The following is an 18,344-nucleotide window of genomic DNA, read 5'->3' on the forward strand; positions in this document are numbered from 1 at the left end:
GCCGCATGGCCACCACGGTTCCGTACCCCGCCCACCGAGAGACGGACGTCGTCCTCCGCGACGGGTCCACGCTGCACGTGCGGCCGATTCGGGCCAGCGACGAGCCCGCACTGGCGGAGTTCTACACCGCGCTGTCGGAGGACGCGCGGGTCATGCGGTTCTTCACCCCCCTCTCGAACGCCGCGCTGATCCAGCAGGTGCGCCGGGACGTCGCCGTGGACCATGTGCGTCACGTCGGCCTCGTCGCGACGGCCGGGCCGCGGGCCGAGATCGTGGCGCAGGCGTCCTACAACACCGCCGACGGCAACCGGGCCGAGGTGGCCTTCGCCGTCGCCGACGCCCTGCAGGGCCGCGGGGTCGCCACGATCCTCCTCGGCCAGCTCGCGGAGATCGCCGCCGAACACGGCATCCAGACCTTCCAGGCGATGGTGCTCCCGGAGAACCAGCGCATGATCGATGTGTTCCGAGAGGCGGGGTTTCCGGTCGAGGTGCACTACAGCGGCTACGAACTGATCGTGACGTTTCCGACGTCGCTCACCGAAGAGGCGCTGGCCCGGTTCGAGCAGCGGGATCAGATCGCGGCGGGGAATGCGCTCCGCGCCTTCTTCGCGCCGCGCTCCGTCGCCGTCATCGGCGCGTCCCGCCGCCGGGGCACGATCGGCGGCGAAGTGTTCCACAACCTGCTGCGCGACGGGTTCGAGGGGCCGGTCTATCCCGTGAACCCCGCCGCCTCCGTCGTGCAGAGCGTGCCCGCCTACCGCACCGTCGGAGACGTCCCGAGCCCGATCGACCTGGCCGTCGTGACGGTTCCCGCCGCGCAGGTGACCACCGTCGCCGCCCAGTGCGCGGATAAGGGCGTGCGGGCCCTCGTCGTCATTTCGGCCGGCTTTGCCGAAGGCGGCCCCGAAGGCAAGGCGCGCCAGGCCGAGCTGGTCCGGATCTGCCGGACCAGCGGGATGCGGCTCATCGGTCCCAACTGCATGGGCCTTCTGAACACGAATCCGGCCATCCGGCTCAACGCCACCTTTGCGCCGCAGATGCCGCCGCCCGGACGCGTCGCGTTTTCGACACAGAGCGGGGCGTTGGGTCTTGCGATCATCGACTACGCCGCCTCGCTCGGCCTCGGCCTCTCTACGTTCGTCTCCGTGGGGAACAAGGCGGACATCTCCGGCAACGATTTGTTGAACTACTGGGACACCGACCCCGCGACGGACCTCATCCTCTTGTACCTCGAGTCGTTCGGAAATCCGCGCCGGTTCGCCCGGATCGCCCGCCGGGTCGGGCGCATGAAACCGATCATTGCCGTGAAGAGCGGGCGTTCTCCGGCCGGCACCCGGGCGACCTCGTCGCATACCGGCGCGCTCGTCGCCTCCGACGTCACCGTCGACGCGCTGTTCCGGCAGGCCGGCGTCATCCGGACGGACACGCTCGAGGAACTCTTCGACGTCGCCTCGCTCCTGGCCAATCAGCCGACGCCCGCCGGGAACCGCGCCGCCGTGATCACCAACGGCGGCGGCGCGGGTGTTCTCTGCGCGGACGCCTGCGAGGCGGAGGGCCTCATCCTCCCGACGTTTGGCGAGGAGACACGGTCCCGACTGCGCGCCATCCTCCCGGCGGAAGCCAGCGTGCAGAACCCCGTGGACATGCTCGCGTCGGCCACCGCCGACCACTACCGGGAAACGGTCCGGATCGTCGCCGCCGATCCTCAGGTGGATGCCGTGGTCGTCATCTTCGTTCCGCCGCTCGTCACCCAGGCGGGTGATGTGGCCCGCGCCCTCGTCGACGCCGCCCGGGAGACCGACCGGCGCAAGCCGATCGTCACGGTCTTCATGTCGGCCCGCGGCGTGCCGGACGCGTTGCGCGCGCCGGACGTCCGCCTGCCCTCGTACGCCTTCCCCGAGGCCGCCGGGATCGCGTTGGCGAGGGCCGCCGGTTACGGCGCCTGGCGGGCCCGGCCGGTCGGCACCCCCCCGCATCTCTCCAACGTGAGGCGCGCGGACGCCGTGGCCGTCGTCGCCGCAGCCCTCGGGCGCGGCGACGGGTGGCTTACCGCCGACGAGACCTACGCCCTGCTGCGATGCTACGGCCTGCCGCTCGCCCCGCAGCACGCGGCCTCCACGCCGGCGGCCGCGGCGGCCGCGGCGGAGGACCTGATCCGCGAGACCGGGACCCCGGCGGTCGCGCTCAAGGCCGTGGGACCGGGCCTGCTGCACAAGACGGACCTCGGCGCCGTCCGGCTCGGCCTCGGCACCGCGGCGGCGGTGCGCGCGGCCGCCGACGATCTCGAGAACACCCTGACGGCGGCCGGCCACGCCCCGGCGGGGTGGCTCGTCCAATCGATGGCCGCCCCCGGGATCGAGATGATCGTCGGCGTCGTCCACGACCCCCGCTTCGGTCCGGTCGTCGCATGCGGGGCCGGCGGCACGTTCGTGGAGGTGCTGCACGACGTGGGCGTGCGGCTCACTCCGTTCACCGAGGAGGACGCGCGTGAGATGATCGAGGGCCTCAAGATCGCTCCGGCGCTCGCGGGGATCCGGGGGCGGCCGCCGGCGGATGTGAACGCCCTGACCGACGTGCTGCTGCGGATCGGCGGGATGGTCGAGGATCTGCCGCAGATCGCGGAACTGGATTGCAACCCCGTGATCGTCCACGAGCGCGGAGCCACGATCGTCGACGTCCGCGTTCGCGTGGCGCCCGTCGAACTGCCGCCGCTGCTGGGGCGGCCGCAACCCGAGCGCGCGGCGGCGTCTACCGCTCCAGGAACCGCTTCATCTTCTCCCAGTAGCTAGACACCCGCCCGCTGCGCTTCGCGGCGTAATCCCGGTTCGGCACGCCTTCCTGGGTGAACCGGAGGCGCGTGCCACCGCGCACGGGGGCCAGCGCGAAGGTGACCGTCGAGTAATGGAAGGGCGGCCAGTTCTGCGACCGCCACAGCTGCACGATCTTCCGGTTGGGCGCCAGGTCGACGGTGACCCCCTCGAGGTAGCGCCGTACGCGGTGAACCGGCCTCCGGGACGCCGGTCGATCCGCGCCGGCTTCCCGGGAAACGCCGCGTGTGTGTGCGAGTCCACGAGCGCCTCGTACACGGCGCGCGGACTGGCCTTCAACGAAACCGTTTGCCGGATGGTCTTGGGCATTGGTGCCGTCCCCTATGCCGGCCGTCGTGCTACGGCCGCCGGGCGACAAACCGCCCGCCGCCGCGCCCCCGGGACGGGGGCAGGATGCCGTGCTCGAGCAGCACCTCGCCGCGCCGGAGCGTCGTCACGGGCCATCCGCGGACGCGCCGGCCCTCGTACAACGTGTATCCGCTGTTGCCGAGCTGGTCTTCGCCGCGGATCTCCACCTCGCGATCCGGATCGACGACGACCAGGTCGGCGTCCAGGCCCGGCGCGATCGCGCCCTTGCGGTCGAGGCCGAAGAGGCGCGCCGGCGCTTCGCTCAGGACCCGGGCGAGCAGCGGCAGCGGCAGCGATCGCCGGCGGAAGGCGTCCCACATGACCGGCAGCAGCGTCTGGACCCCCGGAGCGCCGTACCATGCCTCGAAGATGTCGCGATACCCGGGGGCCTTCGTTTCCCGAGAATGAGGCGAGTGATCGGACCCCACGGTGTCGATCCGGCCCAAGGCCAGATGGTGCCACAGCCCCTCGTTCGCCGCCCGGTCGCGCAGCGGCGGACTGATCTTGGCCAGCGGCCCCCACCGCGTCAGCGCCTCGTCCGTCAATTCGAGATACTGCACGCAGGTCTCGGCCCAGACCGCCTGCCCGTCGCGGCGCGCCTCATCGATGAGGTCGAGCCCGCGCGGGGTGCTGACGTGAACCACATAGAGCGGGCAGCCGGTGGCCCGGGCATAGTATCGGGTCTTCGCGATGGCCAGCCACTCGGCCTCGTCCGGGTGCGTCCAGAGATAGTCGGACGCCGCGACCCGGCCCAGCCCGCGCCGCGCAGCGATGCGCGCGTCGATCAACTCGCCGTCTTCCGCGTGGACGAGGAGCAGGCCGCGGTGATGCGCGATCACCGCCATCGCGCGGAGCAGGAACGGATCCGAGGCCATGCGGCCGATCGACTTGTAGGCGCAGAACAGCTTGAACGACGGGACGCCGGCGGCGAGCAACTCGGGAATCTGGTCGAGCGTGCCCTCGCGCTCCGGCAACCAGGCGTGGAACGCAAAGTCGATCGGCGCCTCACGCTGCCCGAGGTCGCGGAACTCCTCGAGCAGGTCGCGCGGGGTCGCGGCGACGGCGGCGTTCGGCAGGAGGTGGACGAGCGCGGTGGTGACCCCACCGGCCGCGGCCGCCGCGAGGACCGTGGGCAGATCGTCGACGTGATGGCTGTGGATACGGCAGTGCACGTGGGGATCGATCACACCGGGCAGCACGACCTTCCCGGAAGCGTCGATCACCGTCCCGGCGTCCCCGAGGCTCCCCGGTACGCCGAGCGCGATAATACGGCCGTCGCGGACGCCGATGTCACACCGACGAACCGCCGACGGGGTGACTACGTCCGCGCCGGTGACGATGAGATCAACGTCGGACGCCACCCGGCACCGTTCCGCTTCATTTCCATGCGGTCCTGCCGCAGACCCTCGCGGCGGTGTCCGTCCGGGGCCGCAGGCAAACGGGCTGCTGCTGCGGCCGTTGATATGCTGGTTGCGGCCGTCACGGTCTGGCTAATGCGCTCCATCGCATATCGTGGAGCGTCCCAATGCGGATCGCCCTGTGCCACGGGTGCTCGAATTGAAATGTTGACATAGGCACCGGCGTACGGCCGGTAGGCGGGCCGGTAATAGTAAGGGCGGTACGGGCCGTAGTACGGATACCGTCGCAGCTGTCCATCGCGGTCCCGCACGGCCAGGTATTGATACTGATCAACCGTGACAATCCCGAGCACCACTCCGCTCAATGCTTCCGCCACCGAGACGACCGGAGCCGACGCCGGATAGTATCCCCGGTACGGCCTATACCGGGCACTGTAGTAATGCCGGTAGTACGCCCCGTAATAAGGATAGCGATAGTAGGCGCCATCGCCGGCATGGGTCAGAAGATACAGCAGCCCATCGACGAGGACCGTACCGAGGACGGAACCGACGATCGGCAACGGTACGATCGCCGCGTGGTAGCCGGGACGACGGCAACCGGACCGGTCACCGCGATCTGTGTCGCAAGAAACTCGTTGCCGTACGGCACCACCGAGGCCGCCGCCGGCGCGCCGACATATCCTTCCAGCGTGCAGAACGGCACGCTGGACGACTCGACCGCCACCGCGGTCGTGTCGGACGCATAGACCGTTTCCTGATTGCCGGCTGAGTCCAGTGTCACGGTTCCATTCTGGCAATCGACGCCTGAATGTCTCCGTCGATCTCCGCGGCCGACTGCGCTTGACTGACTCCGCTAAGTCCAAGGAACGGGACAAGAACCGCAATAACAAGGGCGATGAGTTGTTGCACAGGTCACCTCCTCCTCTGCCCCGACAATACCCGGAGGCGGTGAACGACCTGTTGGAGAGTCATGCGAAACACGTGGAGAGACTGTGAGGCTTGGTTCGAACTGGTGAAGAGAACCGGGAGAAGGACGAGCAGGAGCTTCGTGTGTTTCGTCTTGAAGGGCGCACCCGTGTCCCCTGATAGAGTCTTGCCTTCGCCCCGCGTACGCCGCAAGGCCGCGGCGGTCGACGGCGTGCTGCGCCGGCGGCACCGCCTGCCGTTGTGGCGCTCGCGCGATCCACTTGGCACGCTCGTCGGCACGATTCTCTCCCAGCACACAAGCGACACGAATCGCGACCGCGCATTCGCCCGGCTGCGCGCGCGCTTTCCGACGTGGGAGGCGCTGTATCGGGCGTCGACAGCGCAGATCGCCGCGGCGATCCGTCCCGCCGGCCTGGCCCGGGTGAAAGCGCCGCGAATCCGGGCGGTGCTGCGTCGCGTGGCGCGCGAGCGCGGGCGGCTCTCGCTCGCCTTCCTCAGGCGATGGCCCCGCGGGCGGGCGCGGGCCTGGCTGCGCAGCCTCCCCGGGGTGGGGCCGAAGACCGCGGCGATCGTGTTGCAGTTCGCCCTCGCGAAGCCGGCCTTCGCGGTCGATACGCACGTCGACCGCGTCGGGCGGCGCCTCGGCCTCATCCCGCCGCGCATGTCGACCGAGGACGCCCACGACTGGATGGAAGCGGTCGTCCCCGTGTCTCGCTACGGGCCGTTCCATCGCCTGCTGGTCCGCCACGGCCGCGAGGTCTGCGCGGCGAGGCGGCCGCGCTGTGAGGTGTGCCCGGTGCGGCGGTGGTGTGACTACGGGTCGGCTAGGCCGCGGCCGTGAAGAGCGGTGCGCCGAGCAGCGCGCGGTCCACCCCGACGCCGAGGCCGGGCGCGGTGGGCGCGGCGCCCACGCCGCCGCGCGACCGCGGCGCGTAGCCGCAGACGTGCTCCCGCACCCAGTCGTTCATGAAGGAAACGGTGAACAGCGCGCGGGCCGATGTGCTCGCCGCGAGGTGACTCACGGCGGCCGTCACCAGGTCGCCGCCCCAGGTGTCCTCGATCGTCACCCTGAGACCCAGCGCCTCCGCGAGGTCGCGAAGCACGCGGGCCTTCGTGAGGCCGCCCACCTTGCTGATCTTGAGGTTGAAGGCTTCGAGCCCTCCCGCCGCGGCGGCCCGTAGCAGCGACGGCACGTCGGTGATCACCTCGTCGAGGACCATCGGGAGCGTCGTGTGCCGGCGCACGGCCAGACATTCCTCGAGGGTGGCACACGGCTGCTCCAGGTACACCCGCGGGAGCGGCTCCAGGAGGCGCACGGCGACGATCGCGTCCTGCAACGCCCAGCCGCCGTTCGCGTCCGCGATCACGATGTCGTCGTCGTCCGTCGCTTCGAGCACCCGCTCGACCCGTGCGCGGTCCTCCGCCGGCCGGCCGCCGACTTTGAGTTGAAACCGGTGCACGCCCTCGGCACGCCGCGCGGCCGCGTAGGCGGCCATGTCCGCCGGCGTCCCGAGCGGCACGGCGATGTAGAGGGGATATGCGTCCTGCCGGCGACCGCCGAGCAGCGTCGCCAGCGGGCAGCCGGTCGCCTGCCCCAGGAGATCCCAGCACGCGACATCGATGGGACTCTTGGCGTACCCGTGCCCGCGGAGCGCCGCATCAAGGCGGTCGCCGACCGCCCCCACCTGACGCGGGTCCAGGCCGAGCAGCGCCGGCGCCATCGCCCGGATCGCGGCCCGGGCGCCGTCCGCAAAGGCCGGCAGGTACGTCGTCCCGAGCGGGCACACCTCGCCCCACCCCTCCGCCCCCTCGTCCGTGACGAGGCGGACGGCGGTGCTCGCGAGGGCGGCCGCCTCGCGGCCGCCGGACATCACGTAGGTGCCGTGGACGTAGTGTAGGTCGTAGCCGTAGACCTCGACGCGGGCGATCTTCACCTGTCAGACCGCGCGGGACGCGTGGTTAGGTACGGGCCGGCGGCAGCCATCGCTTCGGGAGCCGGCACACCATCGTGTAGGCGGGGTCGTACATGTTCGCCAGATCGTACCGCACGGCCTGGCCGAGCAGCACGTGGGCGCCGCGCGTGTCGAGGCCGAAGTCGCCGACGAGCCAGCGGACCATCTCAGTCGTCGCGTGCTGGACGCACTGGTCGAGCGGCCGCGCGTTTCCGACCGTAAAGATCTCGTCCGCCGTCTCGCCGCGCGGCCACTCGATCGCCGCCCCTTTGGTGAGCGTCAGCGTGAAGCGCACGTCGAACGAGATTTCCACGCCGGTGCCGACGATCTCCCCATCGCCCTGCACCGCGTGCCCGTCGCCGATGTAGAAGAGCGCGCCCGGCACGAACACCGGAAAGTGCACCGTAACCCCCTCGACGAACCGGCGGTAGTCCATGTTGCCGCCGTGCGTCGACGACGTCGCGGTGGAGATCGCCTGTCCCCGCGCCGGCGCGACGCCGAAGCAGCCGACCATCGGCGCGAGCGGAAGCACCAGCCGGCCGAGCCGGGTGTCGGGCTCGAGGAGCGTAGCCGTCCCCGCCTCCACGTCGACGTCCCACCGCGCGGGCGACGGTGCCGGCGCGTCCCGGATGGCCTCGGGTTCGAGGACGTTCGGCGAGATCGCCCCGTTGCTCCATCCCCAGCGCCGGTTCGGACGCAGCGACAGGAGGCGTACCGTGAGCCGGTCCCCCGGCTCGGCGCCGCGCACGGCGAACGGCCCGGTCTGCGGGTTGCCGCGTTCGGTCACCTGCCGCCCGGAAGCGTCCTGCCCGCGGGCGTCCACGGTCGTCGTCTCAACGGTGTCGCCGGACTCGACGACGAGCGCCGGGTCGCGGGTCGCCATCGTCGTGTGAAAGGCGGGCGGGGTAAACCGGTGCAGGGCCATCGTCAACCGCGGGCCGCGCTAGGCCGAATCGACGCGTTTCGCGCCGATGCCCCGCATGAACCGGTCCTTCACGATCACGGGATCGCGCTCGGGGCGGGCCGCGCCGGGCTCCTGATTCACGCGGGCGCCGATGAAGCGCGGGCCGCGGCCCGTGAGCGCCTCGCCGACGAGCCGTTCGAACTCCACCGCGTCGTGCGCCCAGGCACTCTGCACGATCCCTGCGCCGCGCGCCACGGCGACGAGATCGGTCGCCTCGGCGGTGGCGGCCGGCTGCCCGCCGGTAATCTGGTACGTCCCGTTGTCCCAGACGATAATGGTGAGGTTGTGCGGCGCGAGCATGGCGACGGTGGCGAGCGCGCCGAGATTCATCAACACCGAGCCGTCGCCTTCGATCGCGAACACCCGGCGCGAGGGCTGCGCGAGCGCGACGCCGAGTGCGATCGGCACCGCGAGGCTCATGCTGCCCAGCATGTAGAAGTTCTCGGGCCGGTGGCCGGCCGCGAACAGATCGAAGTTGGCGTTTCCTATGCCCGCCACGACGATCTCGCCGTGCGTCAGGCTGCCGACGAGCCGCCGCGTCAGGTCGAGCCGGCTCATCGCCTTCCTGACCACCTTGTCGCGCATCTCCGTGCTCCCGTCTGGGCGTTCTGGCTCACGGCGTAGGCCCAGGGGCCTCCCTGCCCCGTCTGGGCGTTCTGGCTGACGCCGTAGGCCCAGGGACCTCCTGCCCCGTCTGGGCGTTCTGGCTCACGCCGTAGGCCCAGGGACCTCCGGCCGCTACGCGGCCTCCTGCTCTTGAGTCCATCGCCCCGCTAGCCCTCCATCTTGCCGCCGGTCAGCCGCGGCGACAGGATCAGCGCCGCGGGCTGCTGCGTCCGGTGGCACTGATGAACGCTCCGGGTGACGAGAAAATCCACCTCGTCTTCCCGTTCGAGCGTGACGTGCGGGATCCCGAGCGCATCCAGCGCCGGCCTGATCACCCGGGCGATCGGCACCTGGACCGCGTTGAACTCGCCGAGCACGCCGCGTTCCGAGATCACGAGCACGACCGGCAGTTGATACGGCACCAGCAGCGATGCGAGCGCGTTGGGGACGTTGCCGAACCCGCTGCTCTGCATGAGCACGGCCGACGGCGTTCCCCCGAGCGAGGCGCCGGCCGCGATGCCCACCGCCTCCTCCTCACGCGTCGCGGAGAACGCGGTCACCTGGGGGTGCGTCTGAAACCCGTCGATCAGCGGGATCAGGACCTTGTCCGGCACATACGTCACGAGCCGGATCCCCTGGTCCGTGAAGCACTTGATCATCGTGCCGGGCCACTCGCTCATGCGCGCCTCCTACTGACGCCGCGGATTCGCTTCGCGCCGCGGCCGCTCCATCTCCTCCCCGCCGCCCTCCAGGAGCCGCTGCTGGTCCTCCCACAGGCGGTAGAGCGCCGACGACGTGTCGAGCTCCACGTCGTCGAGACGGACGAGTCCGTCTTCGGGCACCGCGCGGACCACGCGCGCCCCGTGCGACAGGCCGATCGGCAGCAGCCGCTCCCGTGCCGCGGCGAGGGCGTCGTCGGCCAGGCCGTATACGGTCGAGCCACCCTCCCCATCGAGCATGTCGCCGGGCCGCAGCGCGCGCTTGGCGGCCGACGCCACGGCCGCGCATGGGACTGTTCGCGGGGTGCCCGTCGGCACGCCGTCGAGCACCGCGCGCGCGGCGCTGATCGGCAGTTCCAACCCCACGAGGTGATACGGCCGATAGAACGACGCGTACCGGCCCGTGCGATCCACGGACAGGCCGTACTCGCGAAAGGCGGCGCGCACGTACGGCCGCGGGGACGTGAAAACGACGTAGACGCCCCACCGCAGGTCGTAGGGCACGGGGCGGCCGTCGCGGTCGATCGAGCTCACGACCTCCACCACGCCGCTGCCGCGCAGGATGCCGCCGTCGGAGGCGGGCTTCAGCACCTCCGGCAGCCGGTCGGTCCCGACCGGCGGGAAGTGCATGCCGCGGACGTCGGGATGGAGGCCCGTCATGTTCGCGACGGCGGCCATCTCGATCGCCGACTTCGTGCCGTCGGTGAAGGAGTTGTACATTTTGGGATTGAGTCCGGTCGCGGCCGTCTCCGACATGCCGTACCGCTCCCAGACGTCGTCGGGGACGCCCTTGCGGTACGCCGGCAGGTACTTCGTGCCCTTGCCCGCGGCGACGACGTCGAAGCCGAGCGCGGCCGCCCAATCATACAGCTCGTAGATGAGCGCCGGCTGGTCACCGTACGCCGCCGAGTACACGACCCCGGCGCCGTCCGCGGCGCGGCGGAAGACCGCGCCCGCCAGCACGTCGGCTTCGACCGTCACCATCACGACGTGCCGCTCCCGGCGGATCGCCGCGAGCGCGGTGGCCGCGGCCGCCTCCGGACTCCCGGTCGCATCCACGACCACGTCCACGTCGCTGTCGACCACCACCGCCGCGTCGGCCGTCACCACGGAATCACCGCGCGCAATCACGGGGTTGGCGTGGCCGGCCCGATCGGCGTGGATGACGCGGTCCCCGGCCACGCCGCCGTGGGCCAGCGCGGCACGGGCGCGGGCCAGGTCGAGATCGGCGACCACGGAGGGCCGCATGCCCGGCATCGCCGCGAGCTGACAGACGATCATCGTTCCAAACCGGCCGGCGCCGACCACGCCGACCCGGATCGGATGGCCCTCCCGTTCGCGTGCCGCAAGACGCTGCCGGAGCAACGGGTCCCTCCCTACACTGTCCCGGTCCGCACACAAACGCGCCGCGGCCGGCTGGTGATGCCAGCCGGCCGCGCGAACGCTTCCGCCATCACGCGGTGATCAGTGCTGACACCCGCACATACCGCCGCCGCAGCATCCGCCCGACGCCGGTCCTCCGCCGACATCCGGCGCGGCGGTCCCGGCCCCGGTCATGACCATGACCGGCGTGTACACGCGTTTGGCGGCCGCCGTCCCGCAATTGGGGCACGCCGGAAGCCCCCGACTCCCGTACTCGGCCACGGTCGCGATGATCTCGAACTCATGCCGGCAGGATCCACAGCGAAACACGTACGTCATCGGGAATCCTCCATCGTCCGCGGCCTCGATGCCGCCGGCTTAGATTTCGTCCACCGGCGGCGCTTCTCCTGTGCGCCCCCGCGCCCGTCATTCCTCGGTGATCTCCCGGGCGTGCGAGATCTCCACGCACCCCTTGAGGGTCTGGGCCACCGGGCAGCCGCGCTCGAACACCGCGAGCGCCCGCTCGGCCTCGGCCCGCTTGCCCTTGGGAATCCGGAGATGGTAGGTCACGCGCATGGTGGTGAGGCGCATGACCCGGTCGGGCGCCTCGATCGTGCCCTCCGCTTCGGTCCAGAGCTTGTCCGGGTGACTCGGGATCCCGCGCGCCTCCAGCGCGCCCGCCAGGGTGCCCGTCAGTCAGCCCGCCGCCGCGCCGACGAGGTGGTCCAGCGTGCTCGGCAGTTCCTCCTCCGGCTCGATCTGATAAAACGCCTTGATACCGGTGTTCACGCCGTACCGGATCGGATCGGGAAAGTCCCCCAGGTAGGCCCGCCGGTTGGGACGCTTCTCCTGATAGACGCGGGCCCGCGCGAGGTGCACGACGCTCATCTCTTGCCTCCTGAGAACGCCGGGGCGTTCAGCGACCCGTCCAGTGAGGCGTGCGCTTGTCAAGAAACGCGGCGACGCCTTCCTGGAAGTCGGCGCTGTTGTAGCAGGTTTCGACGAGATCGTGCCCGGGATCCTCGGGGACCAAGCGGTTGATCGCCCGCCGGACGGCCTCCTTGCTCACGCGCAATGTGAGCGGCGGGGCCTGGGCGATCGCCTCGGCGAGCTCGCGCGTCCGCGTCTCGAGCATCTCGGCCGGCACGACGTCGTTTACCAGGCCCCAGCCGAGCGCCTCACGCGCGTCGACGTGGCGCGCCGTGTAGATCATCTCTTTCGCGCGCGCCGGTCCGATCAGCGCGACGATGCGGGCGTAGTTCTTCTGGGAGAGACAGTTCCCGAGGCGGATGATGGGAATGCCGAACCGGGCGTCCTCGGCGGCCACCCGGAGATCGCAGGCGAGCGCGATCGTCATGCCGCCACCGACCGCAAATCCCCGCACCGAGGCGATCGTGGGCTTGGCCACCGATTCCAGCCGGCCGATGACCGCATCGATCCGCTCCTCGTAGTCGATCCCGGCCTGCGGATTGCCGCGGAACGCCGGAAACTGCGAGATGTCCGTCCCGGAGATGAAGGCGCGGCCGCCGCTGCCGGTAATCACGAGGACGCGGATGCGGTCGTCGCGGTCCACCTCCCCGCAGACATCCACCAAGCGCTGATACATCGCCCAGGTCATCGCGTTCCGCTGCTCGGGGCGGTTGACGGTGAGAAGCGCCACCCCATCCCGGACGTCGAACAGGATGTGCGAAGAATCCGCGGGCGCGGGGGGCGCCGGGGCGGTCCGTCGTTCCGGTGCCGGACCCGGCGGCACCTAGCGGGCCTTGGCGGTGCCGGAGGGCGGCGTGGGCGTGTGGGCCGCGGGTTCCTGCGGCTCGTGGTCGCGGGTCCCCGCCTCGCCGTCCGCGGCCTCGGCCGCGGGCGCGGGCCCGTCCGCGGCCGGCTCCGGCGCGGTCACGGCCCGCCGCAACAGGTCGCCCGCGATGTCGCCGATCGTGACGCGTCCCGAGGGCTCCTGGTTCGAGATGTACTCTTTGACCTGATCGCGCTCGCGGGCGCGGGCGAGCCGCTTCAGGCTGAGAATCATCCGCCGCTCTTCCGCCCGGATCTCCGTGATCAGCGCCTCGACCGTCTGCCCCGCGGCGAGCACGTCTTCCACCTTCCCGACGCGTTTCTCCGCCAGCTCGGATATTGGGATGAACGCGTCCACGTCTCCGAGGCGGACGAATGCGCCGGAAGCGACGGTCCGCACCACCTTCCCCGAGACCGTCTGCCCCGGGCGGTACGTCTCGCCGATGCGCTGCCACGGATCGGGCAGGATGTGTTTGAGCCCGAGCGAGATGCGTCCGGCCTCGCGATCGACCCGCAGCACCGCCACCTTGAGGTGCTGGCCCCGGCGCACCACTTCCGACGGGTGTTTGATGTACGTCCACGACATCTCACTGATCGGCAGGAGCGCGTCCACGCCGCCGATGTCGACGAACGCGCCGAAGTCCGTCAGCCGCCTGACGACGCCGTCCCGAACCTCGCCCTCCTCGAGCGACTGCAGGAGCTCGCCCCGGCGTTTCGTCCGCTCCGTGGACACCGCGATCTTGTGGGACAGAATGACCCGCCCCTTGCCGCGGTCGACCTCGATGACCTTGAGCGGAATGCTCTGTCCGACGAGCGCTTCGAACTGCCGGCCCTTCGCCTCGGAGAGATCGACGTGGCTGCCGGGCACGAAGCCCCGGAGCCCGAGGTCGACCACGAGGCCGCCTTTGACCTTGTCGACGACCATCGCGTGGAGGACGGTTCCCTCCCGATGCGCGTCCTGCACGCGGTCCCAGGCGCGGGCGAGGTCCGCGCGCTTTTTGCTGAGCAGAATGTTCCCTTCCTCGCCCTCCACCTTCATCACGTACACGTCGATCTTGTCGCCGACCGTGATGCCTTCGACGGCGTCGCCGCGGGCCGACAGTTCCTTGGGCGGGATGAAGCCCTCGGATTTCGCGCCGACGTCCACGAGCACGCCTTCGCTGTCCACCCGCACCACCGTGCCCTGCACGATCTGCCGCTCGGCCAGGGCCGGCATCCGGGCGAGGTCGATGTCGTCGCCCTGGACCTCCGGTGCCTTGTCGTCGTCGATCATTGCGAACAGCCACCTTTCCATCCCGCGGTTCCGGCGCCGGAGACCCGCGCCGTGCACAGCCGGGATATTATTGCTTCTTCGGCTCGATCACCGCTCCTGCCGCCCGTGCCAGGAGCCGGCGAAGCTCCATCGGGACCCGGCGCACACGGCCCGTGCGGTCGACCGCCGCGTGCACCGTCCATCCGTCCGCGAGCGCCGTCCCGTCGGCGGCCCGCCGCAGCTCATACGCAAACGCCACGCGCGCCGGGCCGACCTCTCGGAAGCTCGTGCGGAGCGCGAGGACGTCGTCGTACCGGGCCGGGTGCCGGTAACGGCAATGCGCTTCGATCACGACGAGGAGCCATCCGTCCTCCTCGAGCTGCGCATAGGACCGCCCACAGGCCCGGATCAACTCGGTGCGGCCGGCCTCGAACCAAACCAGATAGCTCGCGTGGTGCGCCACCCGCATCTGATCCGTTTCCGCATACCGCACCCGGATTCCGAGCTCCGACACCTGCACAGGGAACCTCCCGAACGCCGCGGCACCTCACGCTTCGACGGTGCGCCGCCGGGGGTCCTGCCCATCTCATACGAGGGGCGGGACGCGCGGGTTCTGGAGCGCCTAGAAGCCGCGGCCGCGCAGCCGGGGATCGAGCAGGTCGCGCAGGCCGTCACCGACCAGGTTGAAGCCGACGACGGTCACCAGGATGGCCAGCCCCGGGAAGGTCGCGATCCACGGCGCCGTGAGCATGTACGACCGGCCGGTCGCCAGCATCGAGCCCCACTCCGGCGTCGGCGGCGCGGCGCCGAGCCCGAGGAACGACAGGCCGGCAGTCTCGACGATCGTAAACCCGACCGTCAGCGTCGCCATCACGATGATCGGCGACAGGATATTGGGCAGCACGTGCCGCGCGAGGACGCGCACCGAGCCCGCGCCGATCGCACCGGCCGCCTCGACGAACTCCTGCTCCCGAATCCCCAGCACGGCGCCGCGCACCAGGCGCGCGAACTGCGGCGTGTAGACGATGCCGATGGCGATCATCGCATTGGTCAGGCTGGGCCCGAGAATCGCTACGACGATCATCGCCAGCAGCAGATAGGGAAACGCCAGCATCACGTCCACCGTGCGCATGACCAGCGAATCCGGGAGGCCGCCGAAGTATCCGGCGACGACCCCGGCCGCGACTCCCGTCGCGAGCGCGATACCATCCGAGATCACGCCGACCGTCAGCGCGATCCGCGCGCCGTAGAGCACCCGCGAGAAGATGTCGCGGCCGAACTCGTCCGTGCCGAACAGGTGGCTTCCCGACGGGGGCCGCAGCTGGTCGGCGAACGACTGGTCGATCGGACTGTAGGGCGCCAGGAATCCCGCAAAGAGCGCGGCGCCGACCACCAGGACGAGGATGAGCAGGCCGACGAGCAGATTGGGGCTCCGCGCCATGCGCCGCCACGAGAGCGCGGCGGCGCGCCGGTGGGGCAGCGCGCGCGCGGCCGTGGTCATTGGTACCGGATCCGGGGATCAAGGTACGCGTACAGGACGTCCACCACAAGATTGGCCAGGACGAAAATCGCGGCGGCGATCAGCACGACGCCCTGCACGACCGGATAGTCGCGCGCCAGCACGCTCGTGATCGCGAGCCGCCCCAGACCGGGGAGCGCGAAGATCGTCTCGGTCAGCACCGCGCCGCTCAGCAGCAGGCCGAGCTGCAGCCCCACGAGCGTGACGATGGGCAGCAGCGCGTTGCGGAGCGCGTGCCGCCGGACCACCCGCGGCTCCGCGACGCCTTTCGCCCGCGCCGTGCGCACGTAGTCCAGGCCGAGCACCTCGAGCATCGTCGACCGCGACATCCTCGCCACCGTCGCCATCGACGTGGCGCCGAGCGCGACCGCCGGCAGGACGAGGTGCCGGAGGTGGCTCGTCACCAGGGGCAGGTTCCAGGTCAGGAGCCCGTCGATCAGCGGCATACCGGTGACGCGGCGAAACATCATGCCCTCATCGAAGATGCCGCCGAGCGGCAGCCAGCCGAGCATGCCGCCGAAGACCAGCAGCAGCAGGATGCCCGTCCAGAAAATCGGCATCGAGACGCCGACGAGCACGCCGACCATCGCGATCGTGTCGACCGCGGTGCGCGCGTGGCGCGCGGCGACCACGCCGATCGCGAGGCCGCAGGCGACCGCGAACACCAGCGCCGCGAGACTCAACTCAACCGTGACCGGCAGCGCCTGACCGATCTCCCAGATCACCGCCTGCCGCGTCCGAATCGAGGCGCCGAAGTCCCCGCGGACGGCGCCGGCGAGAAAGCGGCCGTACTGCACGTAGAGCGGCTGGTCCAGCCCGAGCTGGTGGCGGAGCCGCGCCAGGTCGGCCTCCGTCCCCTTTTCGCCCAGCAGCAGCTGCGCGACGTCGCCGGGCACGAGGTGCATCCCGAGAAACACGAGCACGCTCACCCCGAGGAGCACGGGGAGAAGTTGGACGAGGCGGCGCGCGATGTAGCGAAGCATCCTGGAAGAGACCGGGCCCGGCGCCCCGCCTGACGGGTGCGCCGGGCCCGAGGACCCGAGGCGCCGCCGCTACTGCAGCGACACCTGCTCCATGTGGAAGAACATCTGCAGGGGGTTCAGCGTGAACCCGCGCACGGTCGTCCGGGCCGCCCGCACCTGGTTCGTGTAGTTGATGAAGATCCCCGGCGCGTCGTCGTGGAGGATCCGGTTGGCCTGCGCGTAGATCTGCGCCCGCTTCGCCTGGTCGGAGACCAGGCGGCCCTGCTGCAGCAGCTTGTCGAACGCCGCGTTGTGATGCCGCGTGCAGTTGTTGGTCCGCGCCGTGCCGTTCGCTTCGTTCCACTCGAACAGGTCGCCCAGAAAGTTGTCCGGGTCGCCGTTGTCGCCCGACCACCCGCACATCGCGAAGCCCGACCATTCCGTGTGGCGGAGCCGCTGGAGATAGGCGCCCCACTCGTACTGCGTGATCTTGGCCGTCACACCAACCTTGGCCAGGTATCCCTGAACGGCCTCCCCGAGCTTCGCGCCGCCGATCGGGTTGTAGCCGCGCGGGTTCGCGTACACCATCATGTCCGCGGTGAACCCGTTGGCGAGCCCGGCCTCCTTGAGCAGCGCCTTGGCTTTGGCGACGTCGTACGGATAGGCCTTGACATCCTTGGCGTAGCCCCAGAGCACCGGCGGCATGCCCTGCGTCGCCGTCGTCGCGCCGCCGTAGAGGCCCTTGTTGATCGCCTCCTTGTCCACGGCGTAGTTCATCGCCTGGCGGACGCGCTTGTCCTTGAAAGGATCCAGGCCGTTGTTCATCCCGACGTAGAGAATCGTCAGGCCGGCCTGGGAGTACAGTTTCAGCGCCTTGTTCCCGGTCACCCGCGCGTAATCGGACGGCGGCACGTCGGCGAGCACCTGCACCTCGTTCCGTTCGAGCTTGAGCATCCGGGTCGCGCTCTCGGGGACGACCTGGAACACGATGCGGTCCACTTTGGGCCGTCCGCCCCAGTAGCCCGCGTTGGCGTCGACGGTGACGTGGTCGTTGCGGACCGCCTCCACGAACTTGAACGGCCCCGTCCCCACCGGATGCTGGCTCGCGTCGCAATCGTACTTCTTGGTCGCCTCAGGCGAGACGATCCCCTGCCAGACCATCGCGAGACTGGAGAGGAACGGCGCGTTCGGCTTCGACAGCGTAAAGCGCAGGGTGTAGTCGTCAACGGCGTCCATCTTGACGACGCTGTTGTCCTTCACCGACCCGAACGTGAAGTCGTCATACGTGTCGACGGACTTGCGGTTGAAGACGTAACACGGGTTTTGCGGATTGATCGCGCGGTCGACGTCGGCCGCGACCGTATGGGCGTTCATCGGCGTCCCGTCGTGAAACGTGACGCCGTGCCGCAGCTTGAACGTGTACACCTTGCCGTCGGGGGAGATGATCCAGGATTCCGCGAGGCCCGGGCCGGGGATGCTCGACCCGACCTTGTAGTTCGCGATCGAGTCGTAGATCGTCGACATGATGAAGCCCGACTCGTTGTTCTCGACGGTCTGCGGATCCATGCCAGTCTGATCGGCGCCGATCGCGATGACCAGCGTTTTCGCCGTCTGCGCCTGGGCCACACCCCAGAGCCCGACCGGCACCAGCATCGCGACGAGGAGCAGCACCAACCACCGCTGCGGCCTTGCACGCCCCATGCCTCACCCCCCGTTCAAGATCCGGCGGCATACACTCCGAGGGGCTCGGCCGCCT

The 18,344-nt window shown here is 70.3% G+C and carries 20 protein-coding genes; 2 read left to right on the plus strand and 18 right to left on the minus strand.

All coding sequences use genetic code 11. The features are described from left to right. The first annotated feature begins 5 nt into the window (after positions 1-5). The gene (locus VGZ23_07305) at positions 6-2,789 is read left to right on the plus strand and encodes a GNAT family N-acetyltransferase (protein HEV2357401.1); all 2,784 of its coding nucleotides are present in this window, start codon (positions 6-8) and stop codon (positions 2,787-2,789) included. Here VGZ23_07305 and VGZ23_07310 read toward each other — a convergent pair. The 4 genes from VGZ23_07310 to VGZ23_07325 all read right to left on the minus strand — a co-directional run bounded on the left by VGZ23_07310 (position 2,749) and on the right by VGZ23_07325 (position 5,315). Then, the gene (locus VGZ23_07310) at positions 2,749-2,940 is read right to left on the minus strand and encodes an SRPBCC domain-containing protein (GenBank protein HEV2357402.1); all 192 of its coding nucleotides are present in this window, start codon (positions 2,938-2,940) and stop codon (positions 2,749-2,751) included. The genes VGZ23_07305 and VGZ23_07310 overlap by 41 nt on opposite strands. 226 nt (positions 2,941-3,166) lie before the next feature. Further along, entirely contained in the window at positions 3,167-4,537 is a 1,371-nt protein-coding gene (locus tag VGZ23_07315) for a dihydroorotase family protein (GenBank protein ID HEV2357403.1), read from the minus strand. Next, positions 4,495-5,094, minus strand: coding sequence for a hypothetical protein (locus VGZ23_07320; GenBank protein ID HEV2357404.1), 600 nt, complete (start codon positions 5,092-5,094; stop codon positions 4,495-4,497). The genes VGZ23_07315 and VGZ23_07320 overlap by 43 nt, the downstream gene beginning before the upstream one ends. Then, complete coding sequence (locus VGZ23_07325; GenBank protein ID HEV2357405.1) at positions 5,034-5,315, minus strand: hypothetical protein; 282 nt, start codon at positions 5,313-5,315, stop codon at positions 5,034-5,036. Before VGZ23_07325 ends, VGZ23_07320 begins: the two co-directional genes overlap by 61 nt. A gap of 294 nt (positions 5,316-5,609) precedes the next feature. On the opposite strand from VGZ23_07325, the gene nth reads away from it, so the two are divergent. Beyond that, positions 5,610-6,302 (plus strand): endonuclease III, encoded by a 693-nt coding sequence (gene nth / locus VGZ23_07330; protein ID HEV2357406.1) that lies wholly within the window; start codon positions 5,610-5,612, stop codon positions 6,300-6,302. Here the strand turns inward: nth and VGZ23_07335 are convergent. From VGZ23_07335 to VGZ23_07400, 14 genes are all read right to left on the minus strand, one after another. After that, on the minus strand, positions 6,286-7,395 hold the full coding sequence (locus tag VGZ23_07335; protein ID HEV2357407.1) for a mandelate racemase/muconate lactonizing enzyme family protein: 1,110 nt from the start codon (positions 7,393-7,395) through the stop codon (positions 6,286-6,288). The two genes, nth and VGZ23_07335, sit on opposite strands and share 17 nt — an antisense overlap. A gap of 25 nt (positions 7,396-7,420) precedes the next feature. Continuing rightward, complete coding sequence (locus tag VGZ23_07340; protein HEV2357408.1) at positions 7,421-8,338, minus strand: acetamidase/formamidase family protein; 918 nt, start codon at positions 8,336-8,338, stop codon at positions 7,421-7,423. An 18-nt stretch (positions 8,339-8,356) separates the two neighbouring features. Then, a complete protein-coding gene (locus tag VGZ23_07345; protein HEV2357409.1) occupies positions 8,357-8,962 on the minus strand; it encodes a thiamine pyrophosphate-dependent enzyme in 606 nt (201 codons plus the stop codon). 188 nt (positions 8,963-9,150) lie between these two features. Continuing rightward, the gene (locus VGZ23_07350) at positions 9,151-9,663 is read right to left on the minus strand and encodes a thiamine pyrophosphate-binding protein (protein ID HEV2357410.1); all 513 of its coding nucleotides are present in this window, start codon (positions 9,661-9,663) and stop codon (positions 9,151-9,153) included. A 9-nt stretch (positions 9,664-9,672) separates the two neighbouring features. Next, positions 9,673-11,067 (minus strand): flagellar biosynthesis protein FlgA, encoded by a 1,395-nt coding sequence (locus tag VGZ23_07355; protein HEV2357411.1) that lies wholly within the window; start codon positions 11,065-11,067, stop codon positions 9,673-9,675. A gap of 99 nt (positions 11,068-11,166) precedes the next feature. Then, entirely contained in the window at positions 11,167-11,403 is a 237-nt protein-coding gene (locus tag VGZ23_07360) for a zinc ribbon domain-containing protein (GenBank protein ID HEV2357412.1), read from the minus strand. A gap of 87 nt (positions 11,404-11,490) precedes the next feature. Beyond that, positions 11,491-11,760 (minus strand): OsmC family protein, encoded by a 270-nt coding sequence (locus VGZ23_07365; GenBank protein ID HEV2357413.1) that lies wholly within the window; start codon positions 11,758-11,760, stop codon positions 11,491-11,493. Continuing rightward, positions 11,761-11,952 (minus strand): hypothetical protein, encoded by a 192-nt coding sequence (locus tag VGZ23_07370; protein ID HEV2357414.1) that lies wholly within the window; start codon positions 11,950-11,952, stop codon positions 11,761-11,763. A 28-nt stretch (positions 11,953-11,980) separates the two neighbouring features. Beyond that, on the minus strand, positions 11,981-12,748 hold the full coding sequence (locus tag VGZ23_07375; GenBank protein HEV2357415.1) for an enoyl-CoA hydratase/isomerase family protein: 768 nt from the start codon (positions 12,746-12,748) through the stop codon (positions 11,981-11,983). A 69-nt stretch (positions 12,749-12,817) separates the two neighbouring features. Continuing rightward, on the minus strand, positions 12,818-14,128 hold the full coding sequence (locus tag VGZ23_07380; GenBank protein ID HEV2357416.1) for a S1 RNA-binding domain-containing protein: 1,311 nt from the start codon (positions 14,126-14,128) through the stop codon (positions 12,818-12,820). A 67-nt stretch (positions 14,129-14,195) separates the two neighbouring features. Then, complete coding sequence (locus VGZ23_07385; GenBank protein ID HEV2357417.1) at positions 14,196-14,621, minus strand: thioesterase family protein; 426 nt, start codon at positions 14,619-14,621, stop codon at positions 14,196-14,198. Positions 14,622-14,729: 108 nt separating this feature from the next. Then, positions 14,730-15,608, minus strand: a complete 879-nt coding sequence (locus tag VGZ23_07390; protein ID HEV2357418.1) for an ABC transporter permease — start codon at positions 15,606-15,608, stop codon at positions 14,730-14,732. Next, entirely contained in the window at positions 15,605-16,609 is a 1,005-nt protein-coding gene (locus tag VGZ23_07395; protein ID HEV2357419.1) for an ABC transporter permease, read from the minus strand. The genes VGZ23_07390 and VGZ23_07395 overlap by 4 nt, the downstream gene beginning before the upstream one ends. A 69-nt stretch (positions 16,610-16,678) precedes the next feature. Continuing rightward, complete coding sequence (locus VGZ23_07400) at positions 16,679-18,289, minus strand: ABC transporter substrate-binding protein (GenBank protein ID HEV2357420.1); 1,611 nt, start codon at positions 18,287-18,289, stop codon at positions 16,679-16,681. Positions 18,290-18,344 lie beyond the last annotated feature (55 nt).

It is taken from the genome of bacterium (assembly GCA_035945995.1).
GTDB lineage: Bacteria > Sysuimicrobiota > Sysuimicrobiia > Sysuimicrobiales > Segetimicrobiaceae > DASSJF01.

Bases quoted from the DNA above. Each gene is read 5' to 3' on its own strand.
- VGZ23_07305 (HEV2357401.1), top strand. From the start codon at position 6: ATGGCCACCACGGTTCCGTACCCCGCCCACCGAGAGACGGACGTCGTC.
- VGZ23_07340 (HEV2357408.1), bottom strand. From the start codon at position 8,338: ATGGCCCTGCACCGGTTTACCCCGCCCGCCTTTCACACGACGATGGCG.
- VGZ23_07345 (HEV2357409.1), bottom strand. From the start codon at position 8,962: ATGCGCGACAAGGTGGTCAGGAAGGCGATGAGCCGGCTCGACCTGACG.
- VGZ23_07350 (HEV2357410.1), bottom strand. From the start codon at position 9,663: ATGAGCGAGTGGCCCGGCACGATGATCAAGTGCTTCACGGACCAGGGG.
- VGZ23_07360 (HEV2357412.1), bottom strand. From the start codon at position 11,403: ATGACGTACGTGTTTCGCTGTGGATCCTGCCGGCATGAGTTCGAGATC.
- VGZ23_07370 (HEV2357414.1), bottom strand. From the start codon at position 11,952: ATGAGCGTCGTGCACCTCGCGCGGGCCCGCGTCTATCAGGAGAAGCGT.
- VGZ23_07380 (HEV2357416.1), bottom strand. From the start codon at position 14,128: ATGATCGACGACGACAAGGCACCGGAGGTCCAGGGCGACGACATCGAC.
- VGZ23_07390 (HEV2357418.1), bottom strand. From the start codon at position 15,608: ATGACCACGGCCGCGCGCGCGCTGCCCCACCGGCGCGCCGCCGCGCTC.
- VGZ23_07395 (HEV2357419.1), bottom strand. From the start codon at position 16,609: ATGCTTCGCTACATCGCGCGCCGCCTCGTCCAACTTCTCCCCGTGCTC.
- VGZ23_07400 (HEV2357420.1), bottom strand. From the start codon at position 18,289: ATGGGGCGTGCAAGGCCGCAGCGGTGGTTGGTGCTGCTCCTCGTCGCG.